12 protein-coding genes are annotated in these 17,256 nt (G+C 54.4%); 6 read left to right on the forward strand and 6 right to left on the reverse strand.

Going from position 1 to position 17,256, the window contains the following annotated elements; all coding sequences use genetic code 11:
* Positions 1–70 precede the first annotated feature (70 nt).
* Genes betA through betI form a run of 3 tightly spaced genes read right to left on the reverse strand, consistent with a single transcriptional unit; the run spans position 71 to position 3,860 of the window.
* Complete coding sequence (gene betA, locus FBY13_RS08110; protein WP_096011175.1) at positions 71–1,753, reverse strand: choline dehydrogenase; 1,683 nt, start codon at positions 1,751–1,753, stop codon at positions 71–73.
* 23 nt (positions 1,754–1,776) lie between these two features.
* On the reverse strand, positions 1,777–3,249 hold the full coding sequence (gene betB / locus FBY13_RS08115) for a betaine-aldehyde dehydrogenase (RefSeq protein WP_145393926.1): 1,473 nt from the start codon (positions 3,247–3,249) through the stop codon (positions 1,777–1,779).
* Positions 3,250–3,266: 17 nt separating this feature from the next.
* Entirely contained in the window at positions 3,267–3,860 is a 594-nt protein-coding gene (gene betI / locus FBY13_RS08120) for a transcriptional regulator BetI (RefSeq protein WP_145393928.1), read from the reverse strand.
* Positions 3,861–4,117: 257 nt separating this feature from the next.
* On the opposite strand from betI, the gene FBY13_RS08125 reads away from it, so the two are divergent.
* The 3 genes from FBY13_RS08125 to FBY13_RS08135 all read left to right on the forward strand — a co-directional run bounded on the left by FBY13_RS08125 (position 4,118) and on the right by FBY13_RS08135 (position 7,947).
* Positions 4,118–6,148: a choline transporter gene (locus tag FBY13_RS08125; protein ID WP_063879863.1), complete on the forward strand. Its 2,031-nt coding sequence runs from the start codon at positions 4,118–4,120 to the stop codon at positions 6,146–6,148.
* Positions 6,149–6,279: 131 nt separating this feature from the next.
* The gene (locus tag FBY13_RS08130; RefSeq protein WP_145393930.1) at positions 6,280–7,632 is read left to right on the forward strand and encodes an MFS transporter; all 1,353 of its coding nucleotides are present in this window, start codon (positions 6,280–6,282) and stop codon (positions 7,630–7,632) included.
* A gap of 96 nt (positions 7,633–7,728) precedes the next feature.
* Entirely contained in the window at positions 7,729–7,947 is a 219-nt protein-coding gene (locus FBY13_RS08135) for a DUF1272 domain-containing protein (RefSeq protein WP_145393932.1), read from the forward strand.
* Between the two features lie 138 nt (positions 7,948–8,085).
* Here the strand turns inward: FBY13_RS08135 and rsmF are convergent, their stop codons facing one another.
* The 3 genes from rsmF to yebS form a co-directional block, all read right to left on the reverse strand.
* On the reverse strand, positions 8,086–9,513 hold the full coding sequence (gene rsmF / locus FBY13_RS08140) for a 16S rRNA (cytosine(1407)-C(5))-methyltransferase RsmF (protein WP_145393934.1): 1,428 nt from the start codon (positions 9,511–9,513) through the stop codon (positions 8,086–8,088).
* A gap of 77 nt (positions 9,514–9,590) precedes the next feature.
* Entirely contained in the window at positions 9,591–12,230 is a 2,640-nt protein-coding gene (locus FBY13_RS08145) for a PqiB family protein (RefSeq protein ID WP_063879859.1), read from the reverse strand.
* A complete protein-coding gene (gene yebS / locus FBY13_RS08150) occupies positions 12,199–13,443 on the reverse strand; it encodes a membrane integrity lipid transport subunit YebS (RefSeq protein WP_063881191.1) in 1,245 nt (414 codons plus the stop codon). Before yebS ends, FBY13_RS08145 begins: the two co-directional genes overlap by 32 nt.
* Positions 13,444–13,654: 211 nt before the next feature.
* On the opposite strand from yebS, the gene FBY13_RS08155 reads away from it, so the two are divergent.
* The 3 genes from FBY13_RS08155 to prc all read left to right on the forward strand — a co-directional run bounded on the left by FBY13_RS08155 (position 13,655) and on the right by prc (position 17,018).
* A complete protein-coding gene (locus tag FBY13_RS08155) occupies positions 13,655–14,155 on the forward strand; it encodes a GAF domain-containing protein (RefSeq protein WP_063879858.1) in 501 nt (166 codons plus the stop codon).
* Positions 14,156–14,251: 96 nt separating this feature from the next.
* Positions 14,252–14,953 (forward strand): RNA chaperone ProQ, encoded by a 702-nt coding sequence (proQ, locus tag FBY13_RS08160; RefSeq protein WP_145393935.1) that lies wholly within the window; start codon positions 14,252–14,254, stop codon positions 14,951–14,953.
* A gap of 19 nt (positions 14,954–14,972) precedes the next feature.
* Positions 14,973–17,018, forward strand: coding sequence for a carboxy terminal-processing peptidase (gene prc, locus FBY13_RS08165; RefSeq protein ID WP_063879857.1), 2,046 nt, complete (start codon positions 14,973–14,975; stop codon positions 17,016–17,018).
* The last annotated feature ends 238 nt before the right edge of the window (positions 17,019–17,256 follow it).

Consider the following 17,256-nt stretch of genomic DNA (forward strand, 5'->3'; position numbering starts at 1 on the left):
GCGGTTTCGTTCTGGCAGAGAAATAAAAAAGCCGGACAGATGTCCGGCTTGGTGGTGGCACTGAAAACCGTTACGCCGTGCGTTCTGGCGCCGTGCGGACGGGAGCATCCCCTGCAACATAGTAGTCTGCCGTGCTGCGTGGCAGTGGTTCAAGGCCACGAATGCTGTCGGCAATTTTTTCACCGATCATGATGGTGGTCGCATTCAGGTTACCGGTGATAATCAGCGGCATGATAGAGGCATCGACAACGCGTAGCCCCTGCAGCCCGTGAACGCGGCCTTCACTGTCAACGACTGACATCTCATCGTTGCCCATTTTACAGGTGCCGCAAGGATGGTAGGCCGTTTCGCCGTGGTTACGCACGAACTCATCCAGCTGTTCATCGGTCTGGCATTCAATACCGGGACTGATTTCGCGACCACGGTATTTATCCAGCGCGGGCTGATTAATGATCTCACGCGTGATACGAATCGCATCGCGGAATTCATGCCAGTCCTGTTCATGAGACATATAGTTGAACAGGATAGCCGGATGGCGACGCGGATCGCGTGATTTCAGGTGCACGTGACCGCGACTCGGTGAACGCATTGAACCCACGTGGCACTGGAAACCATGCGCATCAACTGCGTTTGAGCCATTGTAGTTAATCGCCACCGGCAGGAAGTGGTACTGAATATTTGGCCAGCTAAACTCCTCACGGCTACGAATAAAGCCGCCCGCTTCAAACTGGTTACTTGCTCCCACGCCGGTGCCGTTAAACAGCCACTCCGCACCAATCTTAGGCTGATTCCACCATTTCAAGGCCGGATAAAGCGATACCGGTTCTTTGCATTCGTACTGCAGATACATCTCAAGGTGATCCTGCAGATTTTCACCGACGCCTGGCAGGTCGTGTACCACGGGAATATCGAACTGCTTCAGTAGCGCTGATGCACCGACGCCGGAGCGTTGCAGAATTTGTGGTGAGGCAATGGCACCCGCACACAGCAGGACTTCACGACGTGCGTGAGCCGTGTGCAACGTATTGCTGTCACCGATTAAATACTCGACGCCAATCGCGCGCTTACCTTCAAACAAAATGCGGTCAGTCGTGGCATGTGTGGTGATTTTCAGGTTAGGACGGCTTTTCGCCCTGTCCAAATAGCCGCGAGCGGTACTGGAGCGTCGGCCTTCAGGCGTCACAAACCGGTCCATCGGGCCAAAGCCTTCTTGCTGATAGCCGTTAAGGTCATCGGTACGCGGATAGCCCGCCTGAACGCCAGCCTGAATCATCGCTTCAAACAGAACGTTATTGCCTTTCTTCGGCGTAGTGACGCTGACCGGACCGTCACCGCCATGGTAATCGTTGGCACCGGTATCGCGCGTTTCTGATTTACGGTAGTAGGGCAGGCAGTCCAGATAGCTCCAGTTCTCCAGCCCAGGCATGTCAGCCCAGTTGTCCAGATCCATGGCGTTACCGCGGATATAGCACATACCGTTGATCAGCGATGAACCGCCCAGGCCTTTGCCTCGGCCACATTCCATCCGGCGGTTGTTCATGTAGGGCTCAGGCTCTGTTTCGTACGCCCAGTTATAACGTTTTCCCTGTAAAGGGTAAGCCAGGGCTGCAGGCATCTGGGTGCGAAAATCAAAACGGTAGTCAGGGCCGCCCGCTTCCAGCAGTAAAACATTTACGTTGCTGTCTTCGGTGAGTCGGGTAGCCAAAACATTCCCTGCGGATCCGGCTCCGATGATAATGTAATCAAATTCCATTCGTCGTTCCTCAGGTTAGGGGATTAAAATACAGACTGAAAACGCGTCAGTTCCACCTGAACCGACTTGACCTGGGTGTAGCTCTGTAGCGTCATCAGGCCGTTTTCACGTCCCACGCCAGAGTGCTTGTAACCGCCAACCGGCATTTCGGCGGCGGACTCACCCCAGGTGTTAATCCAGCAAATGCCGGCTTCAATCTGATGGATCACCCGGTGTGCGCGGTTCAGATCCTGCGTCACCAGACCGGCAGCCAGGCCGAACTCGGTGTCATTGGCGCGGCGCACAACTTCGTCTTCAGAGGTGTAACTCAGAATCGACATGACCGGGCCAAAGATTTCTTCACGGACAATCTTCATCTCATCACGGCAGTCGCTGAATACGGTGGGTTCAACCCAGGCACCCTGATCAAAGCCTTCGCCGGTTAAGCGCTTACCGCCGCACAGCAGACGTGCGCCTTCTTCAATGCCAGATGCAATAAAGCGCATGACATTATCACGGTGGCTAAAGCTGACCAGCGGACCAAAGTTAGTGTCAGGATCGCGCAGGTCGCCTGCTTTAATACGTGCAACGCGCTCAAGAATCCTGGCCTCAAAGGCAGACTGCAGGGCGGCAGGCACAAACACCCGCGTACCGTTAGTGCACACCTGACCAGAACTGTAGAAGTTGGCCATCATGGCAATATCGGCGGCCAGGTCGAGATCGGCATCATCAAAAATAATCAGCGGAGACTTACCGCCCAGCTCCATCGTGACGTCTTTCAGCGTGGAACCTGCCGCGTTCGCCATGACTTTCTTGCCACTGACCACACCGCCGGTGAATGACACCTTATCGATGCCCGGATGTTCGGTCAGCAGTTGGCCGGTGACCGCGCCGGTGCCCGGCAGCACGTTAAACACACCATCTGGCACGCCGGCTTCTGTGTAGATTTCAGCCAGTTTCAGCGCTGTCAGCGGGGTAACTTCGCTTGGTTTAAAGATCATGGCGTTACCCGCCGCCAGCGCTGGCGCAGACTTCCAGAGTGCAATCTGAATCGGGTAATTCCAAGCACCGATGCCTGCGACAACACCCAGTGGTTCGCGGCGGGTATAAACAAATGAGGTATCACGCAGCGGAATTTGTTGGCCTTCCAGCGCAGGGATCAGCCCAGCGTAATATTCCAGCACGTCGGCACCGGTAACGATGTCAACGCTTACGGTTTCACTGAACGGCTTACCGGTATCAAGCATCTCCAGTTCAGCCAGCTCATCATTGCGCTCGCGCAGGATATCAACCGCACGACGCAGAATGCGTGAACGTTCCATTGCGGTCATGGCCGCCCAGACTTTTTGTCCTTTTCGGGCAGCGGCAACGGCGCGATCGACATCCTCGCGTCCGGCGATCTGAACATCAGCCAGTACCTCACCGTTAACCGGGTTAATGCTCTGGAAGGTTTCCCCAGAGGTGGCGGCAACGTAAGTACCATTGATGTAGAGTTGTTGCTCGTTGAATCGGGACATAATTTCTCCTGGTTCCGTTACTCGTGTTCGCCAGCTAACTGCTGACGAATGAATTGGGTGGTCAGTGTCCGGGCGGTAGCCGGGTCAAAAGGCTTTCCGCTCAGTGCGGCGCGTAACCACAGGCCATCTATCATGGCGGCCAGCCCGTGGGCGGCAAGGCGGGCCTTTTCTTTGGGCAACTGGCGGCGAAATTCCACTGCCAGCGCTGAAAACAAGCGCCGGTGGCTGACCCGTTCCAGCCGTCGAAGCTGAGGCTGATGCATGCTGCTTGACCAGAAATCAAGCCAGGCTTTCATTACCGCGCGTTCCACCTGACTTTCGTCAAAATTGCCGTCGACGATAGCGCGCAGCCGGACTTCTGCCGAAGCCTGCGCCAGTGGCGCCAGCCGACGCGCGACCGCTTCACGCAGTTGTCGGGTTACATCGCGCATGGTGGCTTCCAGCAAGCCATTCTTGTCCTTGAAATAATGACTAATGATGCCCGTTGAAACGCCTGCGCGCCGCGCAATCTGGGCAATGGTGGCATCATTAATGCCGACTTCATTGATGGTGCCCAGCGTGGCATCAATCAACTGCCGACGTCGTATTGGCTGCATCCCTACCTTTGGCATGACTTTCACTCCAGCCTGAAACTGAGCCTCTATTTAAACTTTTTTTGATTGGATGTTCAATATAAATAGAAACCTTGTTAGGATGATGTGTCTTAAAAGTTGAGTAAGTGAAGCGGTAAGTGTGGCAGATTTGCTAGTTTTGACCAGAATGTAACAGCAGGAAACGAAGCGTAAAAAAACACATGCCGCCAGGGCGCCGGATTTTTAACCGGATTGATCTCTTGCAGAATTTACAAGCCAACAACCAGAGGTAAACGATGACGAGTCCACCAACTAGTGAAAAAGACAGAATCAATCCTGTAGTGTTTTACACATCGGCAGGATTGATTCTGACGTTTTCACTCATCACCATTCTGTTTAGCAACGAAGCTGCAGGCTGGATTTTAAAGGCAGTTAACTGGGTGTCAGCCGCGTTTGGCTGGTATTACATGCTGGCGGCAACGCTGTACATTGTCTTTGTGGTTTATATGGCGTGTTCGCGCTTCGGCTCGATCAAGCTGGGGCCAGAGCAGTCAAAGCCTGAGTTCAGTGTACTGAGTTGGTCGGCGATGCTGTTCGCCGCCGGTATCGGTATTGACCTGATGTTCTTTTCGGTAGCGGAACCTGTTTCACAGTATATGCAGCCGCCGGAAGGTGCAGGGCAGACCATGGAGGCGGCCCGCCAGGCGATGGTCTGGACGCTGTTCCACTACGGCTTAACCGGCTGGTCAATGTATGCCTTAATGGGCATTGCGCTGGGTTATTTTAGCTACCGTTATAATCTGCCGTTAACCATCCGCTCGGCGCTGTATCCTATCTTTGGAAAGCGCATTAACGGCCCGATTGGACATACCGTGGATATTGCGGCGGTTGTCGGCACGATTTTTGGTATCGCAACCACGCTGGGCATCGGCGTTGTTCAGCTGAATTACGGGCTGAAGGTGTTGTTTGATGTTCCCGAAGGGCTGACCGCCCAGACGGCCCTGATCATTCTGTCGGTGGTTATCGCGACCATCTCTGTTACCTCTGGCGTGGACAAAGGTATCCGTATTCTGTCCGAGCTGAATGTGGCACTGGCACTTGGCCTGATTCTGTTTGTCCTGTTTGCCGGTGATACCAGCTTCCTGCTTAATGCGCTGGTCCTTAATGTGGGCGACTATATCAACCGCTTTATGGGCATGACGCTGAATACCTTTGCTTTTGATCGGCCAACACAGTGGATGAACAGCTGGACGCTGTTTTTCTGGGCCTGGTGGGTTGCCTGGTCGCCATTCGTTGGCCTGTTCCTGGCGCGTATTTCACGTGGTCGTACCATCCGTGAGTTCGTTCTTGGCACGCTGGTGATTCCTTTTACCTTTACGCTGCTTTGGCTGTCTGTATTCGGTAACGCTGCCCTGTATGAAATTATTCATGGCGACGCGGGCTTTGCCCAGGAAGTGATGACGCACGCAGAGCGCGGTTTCTATAGCCTGCTGGCCCAGTATCCGGCGTTTAAGCTGAGCGCATCGGTGGCAACCATTACCGGTATGTTGTTCTACGTCACCTCGGCGGATTCCGGTTCGCTGGTGTTAGGTAACTTCACCTCAAAACTGAAAGACATCAACAGCGATGCGCCCAACTGGCTGCGTATCTTCTGGTCGGTGGCGATTGGTGTGCTGACGTTGAGTATGCTGATGACCAACGGCATCACCGCGTTGCAAAATGCCACGGTGATTATGGGGCTGCCGTTTAGCTTCGTGATCTTCTTTGTGATGGCGGGATTGTATAAGTCACTCAAGGTAGAGGACTACCGTCGTGCCAGTGCAACACGCGATACTGCGCCTTACCTGGCACATGCAACCGATCGTCTGACCTGGAAAAAACGTCTGTCGCGGCTGATGAACTACCCCGGCTCGCGTTACACCCTGAAGATGATGGAAGAGACCATCTTCCCTGCCATGCAGGAAGTGGCAAAAGAGCTGGAGCTGCGTGGCGCCAGGGTTTCGCTGGATAAGGTGGCGGCTGACGACGAGCATCCGCTGGGTTATCTGGATTTGCGCGTTCAGTTGGGCGACGAGCAGGACTTCCTCTACCAGGTCTGGCCGCAGCAATACTCGGTACCTGGTTTTACCTACCGGGCGCGTAGCGGTAAGTCCACCTATTACCGACTGGAAACCTTCCTGCTGGAAGGCAGTCAGGGCAATGACCTGATGGACTACAGCAAAGAGCAGGTGATTATTGATATCCTCGATCAATATGAACGTCACCTGAACTTTATCCACCTCCATCGCGAGGCACCGGGAAGCAACATTACCTTCCCCAACGCCTGAGTCAGCAGCCCGTAAGCCGAGAGGTTTACGGGCTTTTTTCATAGTCGGAATAGTCCCGACCTAAACCGTCACAAAATCAACTATCTTTAAACATTACAGGACACCGATTACCGTGGTTGACAGGGAGTCGTATGCGAAAAATTCTTAGAACATTTCTGCCGCTTTACACCACTACGTTACTGATGCTGCTGGGATCGGGGTTGCTGACGACCTATGTGTCGCTGCGTCTGGCGCATGAACAGGTTAACGGTGCGGTGATCGGTGCGATTATCGCAGCCTATTACATTGGCCTGGTGATCGGCGGAAAAGTGGGGCACAACCTGATTGCGCGCGTCGGCCATATTCGTGCGTATGTGGCCTGTGCCGGTATTATCACCGCGTCGGTGATAGGGCACGGTCTGACAGACTTTATACCGCTATGGGTTTTTCTGCGTCTGATTATCGGCCTGTGCATGATGTGTCAGTACATGGTGCTGGAAAGCTGGCTCAATGATCAGGCGGAATCTTCACAGCGCGGCCTGATTTTTGGCTTCTATATGGTGGCAACTTACCTTGGGTTGAGTAGTGGCCAGGTGGTGCTGACGCTGCAAAGCGGTTTTGGTATCAATACGTTGTTGATTGTGGCCCTCTGTTTTGCGCTCTGTCTGGTGCCCATCGCCCTGACAACGCGCACCCATGTGCGGCCCATGTCGCCCGCGCCCATGGAGCTGAGCTATTTTATTCGCACGATTCCAAAGTTGCTCAGTACCACCTTGTTAACCGGTATGGTGGTCGGTGCGTTTTATGGCCTGGCACCGGTTTACGCCAGCAGTAAAGGGTTCAGCGATGCCCAAACCGGGATATTCATGAGCCTGACTATTTTCGCCGGGCTGGTTTCACAGTTTCCCCTCAGTTGGCTGTCCGATCGCTACGACCGCCAGCGACTGTTGTTCTATATTTCCGTCGTATTGATGCTGGCCTGTCTGCCGCTGGTTGTATTGCCAAACCTCTCTTTCAACTGGGTGCTGGGCATCGCGTTTGTCGCCAGCATGGTGCAGTTTTCGCTTTATCCTTTACAGGTCGCTCTGGCTAACGATCAGGTGGCTGCCGAGCAGCGCGTGTCACTCACGGCCTGTTTATTGATGGCCTTTGGCATCGGTGCCAGTATCGGTCCTTTGCTGGTGGGGGCATTAATTCAGCCGTTTGGCAGCAACATGCTTTATCTGTTCTTCACCCTGTGTACGCTGCTGATTGCCGCATTGAGCTATATGAAAACGCCGCTTCCGTTGCCGACCACCGAAGTACCGCTGCCCCATGTGGTCTTGCCAGACAGCCTGGCGACATCGCCATTAGGCGCGGCGCTTAACCCTGTGCTGGAAGATGAGGCGATTCAGGCGGCGATGGTGAATAGCGACGAAGAGAACGAGGATGACGATGAGAATAAAGAGGATGATGACGATCGGGGCAGCAAGGATAGGCAAAATCAGGAACACGCTAACCGCTGATAAAATCCATACGGCATCCTGATGGCAAGATGAAAATCCTCGACAAGCGGTGCGGCTTTTGCCACGCTGACAGCCGCTACCGCCAAGGAGGATGCCATGTTAGAACTGCGCCCTAACTGTGAACGCTGTGATACCGACTTGCCTGCCGCATCCTACGATGCGCGCATCTGTTCGTTCGAATGTACCTATTGCGCTCCCTGTGCTGAGCAGCATCTTAAAGGGCTGTGTCCAAACTGTGGCGGGGAATTAGTCCGGCGGCCAATCCGGCCTGCGGCTAAACTGCTGACGCATCCCGCCAAACTGCGCAACGCATAAAGGCTGAACGCGCCGGCGGCGTCCGGCGTGGTCCTGTCCTGTTTAACGCATCTTCAATCACATCACGCCCGATTTAACCGCAATCCTGGGCCAAAAACAGGGCACGCAACGTGACAGTGTCACATTGTGTGCGTGCGCCTAGCGGAACAGCCTGCCATCACGCACCAGCTCGCGCGGGTAGCTGTTTTTAATGCGGTTACCAACACGTTTGGCCAGACCCAGCGGCTGATGTTGATAGGTCACTATCATTTCGTCGAGGGTTGGCGCATTTTCAGGATAGATATCACGACCGCGATACCATTCTTCGGCTTCCGCCTCGCTCAACGCAAACGTCTGCTCAGGGCGCGGTGAGGCCAGCGCGATAACCGCCTCATGTTGCCAGCGATAGCCTTTTGCAAAGGTCTCTGCCAGCTTCAGGCCAATCCGCGAGAAGCGCACCTTACCTAACAGCGGTGTAACCGCGGTCGGGAACAGCCAGATCTCTTTATCACGCTGCCAGAGCTGCAGACTGTCATCCCATTGAATGGCGACCTTCGCGGCTGCCTGCACAATTTCGCTTTCGAGCTTGCGGCTCAGGTGGCTAAACGGCAGCTTACCGACTTTATAAGTCGGTTCGGGCAAACGCTCGACGGACGCCGTTTTACGTAAGCGGGCGACGAAGAAACCTTCACTGTCAAACAGCTGAGGAAAAACGTGCAGGAACCCCTCAGGCGTGGCTGCCCGCTCCGCACCTGCGAACAATGACTGCAAGGGGGCAATTTCGACGGCGTTCGGATAGCGCTCAAGTAGCCCGGCTACCACCTGTTGGTTCTCAATCTGATTCAGCGTACAGGTGGAGTACACCAGCGTACCGCCTGGCTTCAGGGCATGAAACGCGCTGTCAATCAGATCGTGCTGGGTAGCGGCAATATCATGGGTGCTGGCAAGCGACCAGTTTTTCAGGGCATCAGCGTCTTTACGCATGACACCTTCGCCGGAGCAGGGCGCATCCAGCAAGATCGCATCAAACTGCTCCGGTAGCGCAGGTCCAAAGACGCGGGCATCAAAGTGCGTGAGTGCGCTATGGGTGACGCCGCAACGGGTAATATTGGCGTGCAACACTTTGACCCGGCTGGAGGAGAACTCATTGGCAAGGATGACGCCCTGATTATGCATACAGGCGGCAATCTGGGTGGTCTTTGAGCCGGGTGCCGCGGCCATGTCCATGACGCTCATCGCATCGGGTTGCGCATCAAACAATGCCGTTACCGGCAGCATCGAGCTGGCTTCCTGGATATAGAACAGGCCGCTCAGATGCTCGGCGACGCTGCCCAATGGCAGGCTTTCATCCTCGCGGGTGATCCAGAATCCCTCTTTGCACCAGGGCACGGGCGTTAACTGCCAGCCGTAGTGGGCCGTTTGTGCCAGAAAGTCGCTCACGCTGATCTTTAAGGTGTTAACCCGCAGGCTGCGGCGCAAAGGCTGCAGGCTGATATCCATAAACTGCTGCAGGCTGGTGTCATCGGGCAAACTCTGGCGTATCAGGTCAAGGAAGTCGGCAGGGAAGCGTGAGGCGGAGTCGGACACGGATAGGTTCTCTTTGAGGCAAAGGTGGCAGTGTAGCACGCAGAAAGAAAACGGGCAGCCTGCTCTGCCCGTCTGTCTTAAGGCTGATTTGGGTCCGGAATCGCCGTTCCCCAGTTCCGCCACGCTTTAGGCGGTTCATCCTGCAACAGGAAGTGTTTATCTGCGGTCGCCTGCGGAGCCAGCGGCACCGTTGGCGGCGTAGCAAACTGAATACCACCGCGAATAAACTGCTGGAAGGTGCCGGTTTTCACCACACCACCAATCAGTCCAAAGTCCAGGTTGTAGCCAGAGGCCAGCCAGAATACGGAATTATTACGCACCAGATGTTGGTATTTCTTACTGATGCGCAGGGCGATCTGGACGCGGTCCGCCATATTACCCAGCGAGGTGCCGGTCACCGTACCCACTTCCACCCCGCGGAACAGCACCGGCGTCCCCAGTGACAGGGAACCCGCCTCGGTGGCATCAACATAGATGTTCAGGCCGTTGAGGTAACGTGAGTCGGTAATGGTGCTTTCCTGCAGCTCAAACGTCCGCGCGCCACGGCCTTTGCCCGGATCGACATTAACGTAGGGCTGCAGAATGGTTTCCAGATGATTGACGCCCGCAGCAGAAATCTCTGGTGACACGACGGAGAAACGGCTGTCGACGCGGGCGAAACTCTGGACATATTCAGGGTAAAGCACGGCTTTCGCCACCACCTGATTGTTATCATTGCTCAGCGACAGTGACTCAATTTGCCCGACGTTAATCCCCAGGTAGCGAATTGGCATACCGGCGGACAGTTTGCTGGCGTCGTAGGTATGTAACGTAATCTGGCTGCCGACCGCACGGGCCGCAGTTTCAGACGGATACAGCACCCGTTTAACGCCTTTATCAACTTTCGCGCCCGTCAGGTTATCAAAGCTGATGGCCCCTTTTAACGCACGGTTCAAAGGTGACGCCTGCACGGTTAAGCCGCTGCCGTTAAGCTGAACACGTGCGCCGCCTTCCGCCCAGAACACACTTTCGCCAGAGACCAGCTTGCGGTATTCCGGTTTGATATGGACTGCAATATCAAACGCATCGGCTCGCGGCGTGACGTTGGTAATTTCACCCACCTGGAATTTGCGATAGAGCACGATGGAGCCAGCCTGCACGTCAGGTAAGCTTTTGGCAGTCAGCATCAGTGTGGTTGACGGGCCATCGCCGGTAATACCTTCTTCTGCGCGTTCGGCATCGGCAAACAGCGGATAAGCCGTTTTGGGTGCGCCTTGCTTACCCGGCTCCAGGCGAATGCCACCGTCAACCCATTCGCGGGCGCTGGCACCCAGCACCTGCATGCCATCCAGACCAAACTTCACGTCAAGACGACTGTTAACAATGAATTTGCTGTCACCATGGACCAGTTGCCGCTGTTCAGGATCGACTGCGACCACAAAGTTAACGCCGTTTTCATCCAGATCCCGCGAAATTACCTGGCCGATTTTCAGGCCGTGTAACATCAGCGGCTGTCCCGCATCAATGCCATAGCTCTCGGGAGCACTGAGCTTAACCGTGAGGACATTGGGTTTTTGTAGTAACGTCTTGTTGGGCGCGACCACCGTGAAATGCTGCTGCGGCGCACCGTCGCCCGGCACCAGTTCAAAGGTGTTACCGGTGAGTAAGCTGCTCAGGCTGGTATCGGTAAGGCTGAGTTTAGGACTGCGCATCTCAATGCGGGTGCCTGCGCGCATCAGGCCCACGACCGACGGATCGATCGTCATCTCGCCCGTCACTTTACCGCCATCCTGCAAATTCAGCTTGGTCAGGGTGCCCACTTCTAAGCCCTGGTACATCAGCGGCGTCCGGTTTGCCGAGAGGTTATCCCCGCTGGGAAGATCAAGTGATATCAGCACGCCGCGCTGGCTGTGTGCCAGATCGGGATACAGCTGGTAGTTCTGATCGGTTTTCGCGGCTTCAGCGCCGTCAGGGGAGTCGAAGGCGATAGCGCCGTTGACCAGTGCCGCCAGGCTTTCAAGCTGGACTTTGGCACCGCTCAGGCTGACGTCAGCGTTCATCCCCGACACATTCCAGAAGCGGCTGTTGGTTTTCACCAGATTCACGAAGCGGCGTTCAATAAGGACGTCAATCGAAACGCCGTTATTTTGACCGTTGATGCTGTAATCATAAACCCGACCTACCGGGATTTTACGGTAATACACCAGCGAGCCGGTATTTAGCGAGCCGAGGTCAGGTGAATGCAGGTGAATCATCAGCTCACCGGTGTTCACGCGGTATTTGGGCTGGGTATCCAGTGCGGTGAAGGTGTCACTTTCTTTACCATCACCTGGCATCATGCCGATGTAGTTACCGCCAACCAGCGCGTCAAGACCGGACACACCCGCCAGCGAGGCTTTCGGCGTGACCAGCCAGAACTGCGTATTTTCACGCAGCGCATCGCGCATATCGCTTTTGATGCTGGCTTTGATCTGAATCTTGCTGTAGTCATCGCTCAGATTGATGCCCTGCACCGTACCGACTTCCACGCCCTGATAGCGAATAGGCGTCCGCCCAGGCACGATGCCATCGGCCGTCTGGAAATTGATAGAAATGGTGGTGCCGCGCTCCTGAAAGCTTGTCCAGAGCAACCAGCCCGCAATCAGCATTGCGATAATGGGCAGAAGCCAAAAAGGCGAAATCTTACGCTTATTGCGCAGCGTAGCATTAGTCGGTGTAGTCGGCGTTTCCTGTTGCATGTGCATCCCAGAGCAGGCGGCTATCCAGCCACTCAACGGCCATAATGGTCAGGACAACAGCAGCGCCAAAGTAAAACGCGGCTGGTCCCATGGTAAAAGCCAGCAGTTGATCACGGTTGACCAACGACATGGTTAGTGAAATGACAAACAGATCCAGCATAGACCAGCGTCCAACCCAGGTAACAAAACGCAACAGACGAATGCGGGTTTTCATGCCTTGCTCGCAGCGGAAATGGATACTGATCAGCAGCGCCAGCATCACCAGCACTTTGGTAAACGGGACTAAAATACTGGCGATAAATACCACGGCGGCCACGGGGACGTTACCGGAGGCCAGCGAAAGGATACCGGAGAAAATCGTGTCCTCCCGGCGCGAACCATTCAGATACACCACAGAAATCGGCAGCAGATTGGCCGGAATCAACAGCACGATAGAAGCGATCAGTGCGGCCCAGGATTTTTGTAAGCTGTGGCGACGCCGAAAGTCGAGCGGCGTATGACAGCGCGGACAGCGCCCGCGCGCATCAGGAATGTCGGTATAGTGGCAGTTGAGGCAGACCTGCAAATCGTCCCGGCGCGTCACCTGAGGCTGTTGTGGGTAAAAATGTTCCCAGAGTTGCTCCATGTTCAGATGGATCAGGGTTATCACGCTCAGCACGGTTAACGCCACATAGGCCACCAGCCCATAGCCCAGTTCAAGATCGGCATAATCCTGCACTTTGATTGAGGCCACGGCGATGCCAATCAAAAAAATATCCAGCATGACCCATTCTTTAAGCTTATCCAGCATCAACAACACCGGACGGAGGTTCATGCCTAAACGCTGACCCAGCGCCAGGTAGCCGATGCCCGCTACCAGGGTGACTGGCGCACCGATAGTACAGAACGCGACCATCGAGGCCGTCAGAACATTGCCCTGCAGCGTCATCTGCACGATGCCTTCCAGCACACTGGCATTAATGCGCATGCCCAGGAGGCGAATGTCGATGAGCGGCATGCTAAAAGCAAAAGGCATCAGCACCAGCATGGTGGCCGCCATCGCCAGTAAACGCGTCATTGACCAGTCACGGCCGCTCACAATCTGCGCGTTGCAGCGGGGGCAGTGCGCTGACTGATGCGATTTCACATCTGGTAAGGAAAAAAGGGTATCGCATTGCGGACAACGCTGATAACGTGCGTGAGGCAATGTCTGGCTGATAGCGTGAATTTTCATCATTAAGTGCAAGTTTCGCTTATTGTCATTAACGCAAAGGGTCAGTAAGACATCGCCTGGGTACCTGTCTTGGGTATCACGCTTCGATCCACAGAATGTTAAGGTTATAGTAACTAACGCTATGATTCACCTTATGGCTATGGATTTTTAGTGCTTATTTTTAACAAGCGGAGTGGTTAGCCGCTCGGATGTCACTAGTAACGGTTGAATAATGAACAAAACTGCCTTTTACGCCGATTTAGATCGCGATATGCGCGCCTTACTGGCGGGAGAAACGGCGTTCCTCGCCGCGATGGGTAATTTTAGCGCGCTGTTGTATGAACGTCTTGAAGGCGTGAACTGGGCAGGCTTCTACCTGCTGACGGAAGCGGACACGCTGGTACTTGGCCCGTTCCAGGGTAAGATTGCCTGCGTCCGCATTCCGGTGGGTAAAGGAGTTTGTGGTACGGCACTGGCGCAGGAACAGGTTCAGCGTGTTGATGATGTCCATGCTTTCCCCGGACACATCGCCTGCGATGCGGCCAGTAATGCAGAAATTGTGATTCCTCTGAAAATAAACGGTCAGGTTGTCGGCGTTCTGGACATCGACAGCGTGGAATACAATCGCTTTGATAGTGAAGATGAAAAAGGGCTGGTCGCCTTGACTAACGGGCTTTGCGACGTGCTCGCGAACAGTGACTTAGAAAAATATTTGCAACTGACGCGCAGCTAATCGACTGGATTGCATGGCATTTGGCGATGTTGTCATTATAATGTCGCCTGTTCATGCCTGCTCTGGTCGGCAAACCCGTAGTAATCAGGAAATTTCATGGAAAATCAACCTAAGTTGAATAGCAGTAAAGAAGTCATTAGCTTTCTGGCGGAGCGCTTTCCGCACTGCTTTAGCGCTGAAGGTGAAGCGCGTCCGCTCAAAATCGGTATCTTTCAGGATCTGGTAGAGCGCGTTCAGGGCGAAATGAACCTGAGCAAAACGCAGTTGCGTTCGGCCCTGCGCCTTTATACCTCCAGCTGGCGTTATCTCTACGGTATCAAAGCGGGCGCAACCCGCGTGGATCTCGATGGAAACCCATGTGGTGTGCTCGATGAGCAGCACGTGGAGCATGCCCGCAAGCAGCTTGAAGATGCGAAAGCGCGCGTTCAGGCACAACGCGACCAGCAGCGAGCCGCGCGTCGTGAAGCCGGTGAAGGCGAAGAAGGTGCATCTGCACCACGTCGCCCACGTAAACCTGCTTCGCGTAAACCGGCAGAAGGTGAGGCCGCGCGTAAGCCGCGTCCACAGTCTGCTGAGCGTCCTACTGCATCACAGAATCACAAACCGGCACCACGCCCGGAGCAGCAGGCTAAACCCATCACTGATACCTCAACTTTGCAACCCGGCCAGAGTATTAAAGTTAAAGCAGGCAAAAGTGCGATGGACGCGACCGTTCTGGAAGTATCAAAAGACGGCGTCCGGGTGCAGCTCGCTTCCGGCATGGCAATGATTGTGCGCGCAGAACATTTGCAGTTCTGAAACGGAGGCTGACCCCGGCATGAACACCCTTTTAAAAGTTGGATTGATCGCGGGCCTGCTGTTGTCAGGCCCTTCCTTTGCGGCCGAGAACATCACGCGTGCCGATCAAATTCCTCAATTGCACGAGGACCCGCAGGATCCGACGGTAAGCGAGCGTGTGACCTCGCGGTTTACCCGTTCTCACTACCGCCAGTTCGATCTTGACGGTACGTTTTCCGCTAAGATTTTTGATCGCTACCTGAATATGCTCGACTACAGCCACAACGTATTGTTGGCGTCGGACGTCGCGCAGTTTGCCAGCAAGAAAGCCCAACTGGGTGATGAGCTGCGTAGCGGTAAACTGGATATTTTCTACGATCTTTATAATCTGGCGCAGAAACGCCGCTTTGAGCGCTATCAGTATGCGCTCACGGTGCTGGCTCGCCCGATGAACTTTTCCGGCAATGACACGATCGATATTGACCGTGCTAAAGCCCCCTGGCCGAAAGATCAGAGCGAGTTAAATGCGCTGTGGGACGCCAAGGTCAAATACGATGAGCTGAGCCTTAAACTCGCCGGGAAAGACGAAAAAGAAATTCGTGAAGTGCTGACCAAACGCTATAACTTTGCGATACGCCGTCTGGCGCAGAGCAACAGTGAAGATGTGTTCCAGCTGGCCATGAATTCGTTTGCTCACGAAATCGATCCGCACACCAACTATCTCTCGCCGCGTAATACCGAGCAGTTCAATACTGAAATGAGTCTGTCGCTTGAAGGTATTGGTGCCGTGTTGCAGATGGATGATGACTATACCGTTATCAACTCGATGGTGGCAGGCGGTCCGGCGGCGAAAAGCAAAGCCATTACCGTTGGCGACCGGATTGTCGGCGTCGGTGAACCGGGCAAGCCAATGGAAGACGTGATCGGCTGGCGTCTGGATGATGTGGTCGCCAAAATTAAAGGGCCGAAAGGCAGCAAGGTTCGCCTTGAGGTTCTGCCTGCAGGCAAAGGCACCAAGACCCGCATTGTGACGTTAACGCGTGAGAAAATCCGTCTGGAAGATCGCGCCGTTAAAATGAGCGTTCATAACGTCGGTAAACAGAAAGTCGGCGTGCTGGACATTCCGGGCTTCTACGTTGGCCTGACCGATGACGTTAAGGTACAGCTGCAGAAACTGCAGAAGCAGAATGTGGACAGTATTGTTATTGACCTGCGTACCAACGGCGGCGGTGCGCTGACCGAAGCGGTTTCACTTTCCGGCCTGTTTATACCCAGCGGCCCGGTTGTGCAGGTGCGTGATAACAACGGCCACGTTCGCCAGGACAGCGACAACGACGGCATTGTTTACTATAAAGGCCCGCTGGTGGTGCTGGTTGATCGCTTCAGTGCTTCAGCATCAGAAATCTTCGCGGCTGCCATGCAGGATTATGGACGTGCGCTGATTGTTGGCGAGCCGACGTTTGGTAAAGGTACCGTTCAGCAGTATCGTTCTCTGAACCGGATTTACGATCAGATGCTGCGCCCGGAATGGCCGGCACTGGGTTCGGTGCAGTATACGATTCAGAAGTTCTATCGCATCAACGGTGGCAGTACTCAGCGCAAAGGCGTTACGCCTGACCTGCTGATGCCGACCGGCGTAGAAGCGGCAGAAACGGGCGAGAAGTTTGAAGATAACGCGTTACCGTGGGACAGCATTACGGCCGCCACGTACACCAGGACCGGTGATGTCAAAGCGCTGGCACCGCAGCTGACCAAAGAACACGACGAACGTATCGCTAAAGATCGCGAGTTCCAGTACATCATGAAGGACATCGCTCGCTTTAATGCCATGAAAGACAAACGCAATATCGTGTCACTCAATCTTGCCCAGCGTGAGAAAGAGAATCACGAAGAAGATGCACTGCGTCTGGAACGGATTAATGCGCGCTATCAGGCTGAAGGTAAAAAGCCGCTGAAAAGCCTGGATGATTTACCGAAGGACTATAAAGAGCCCGATCCTTATCTGGATGAAACGGTCAAAATTGCCAATGATCTGGCGCAACTGGAGAAGTCATTACCCGACGCTCCCGCGGCAAAGACCAACTAACGGCATAAGATTGACGAAAAGCACCGCTCAGCGCGGTGCTTTTTTTTATCATTAATTTGGCAGTGATTAGCACAGTTAATGTGTTCTTCCGGGCGGTTTTCGGCAGGTTACGCGGAAGGTTGTGTCATATTGTAAAGTTATGTCTTTTTAGGCACTTAAACGTTAAGGTCGCTTGAAAACCCGCGTAATGCTCATAGGATATGTATCCGCGCATGAGCGCATGAACTACTGAGGAAGA

The organism is Pantoea sp. SJZ147 (assembly GCF_007828605.1).
GTDB lineage: Bacteria > Pseudomonadota > Gammaproteobacteria > Enterobacterales > Enterobacteriaceae > Pantoea > Pantoea allii.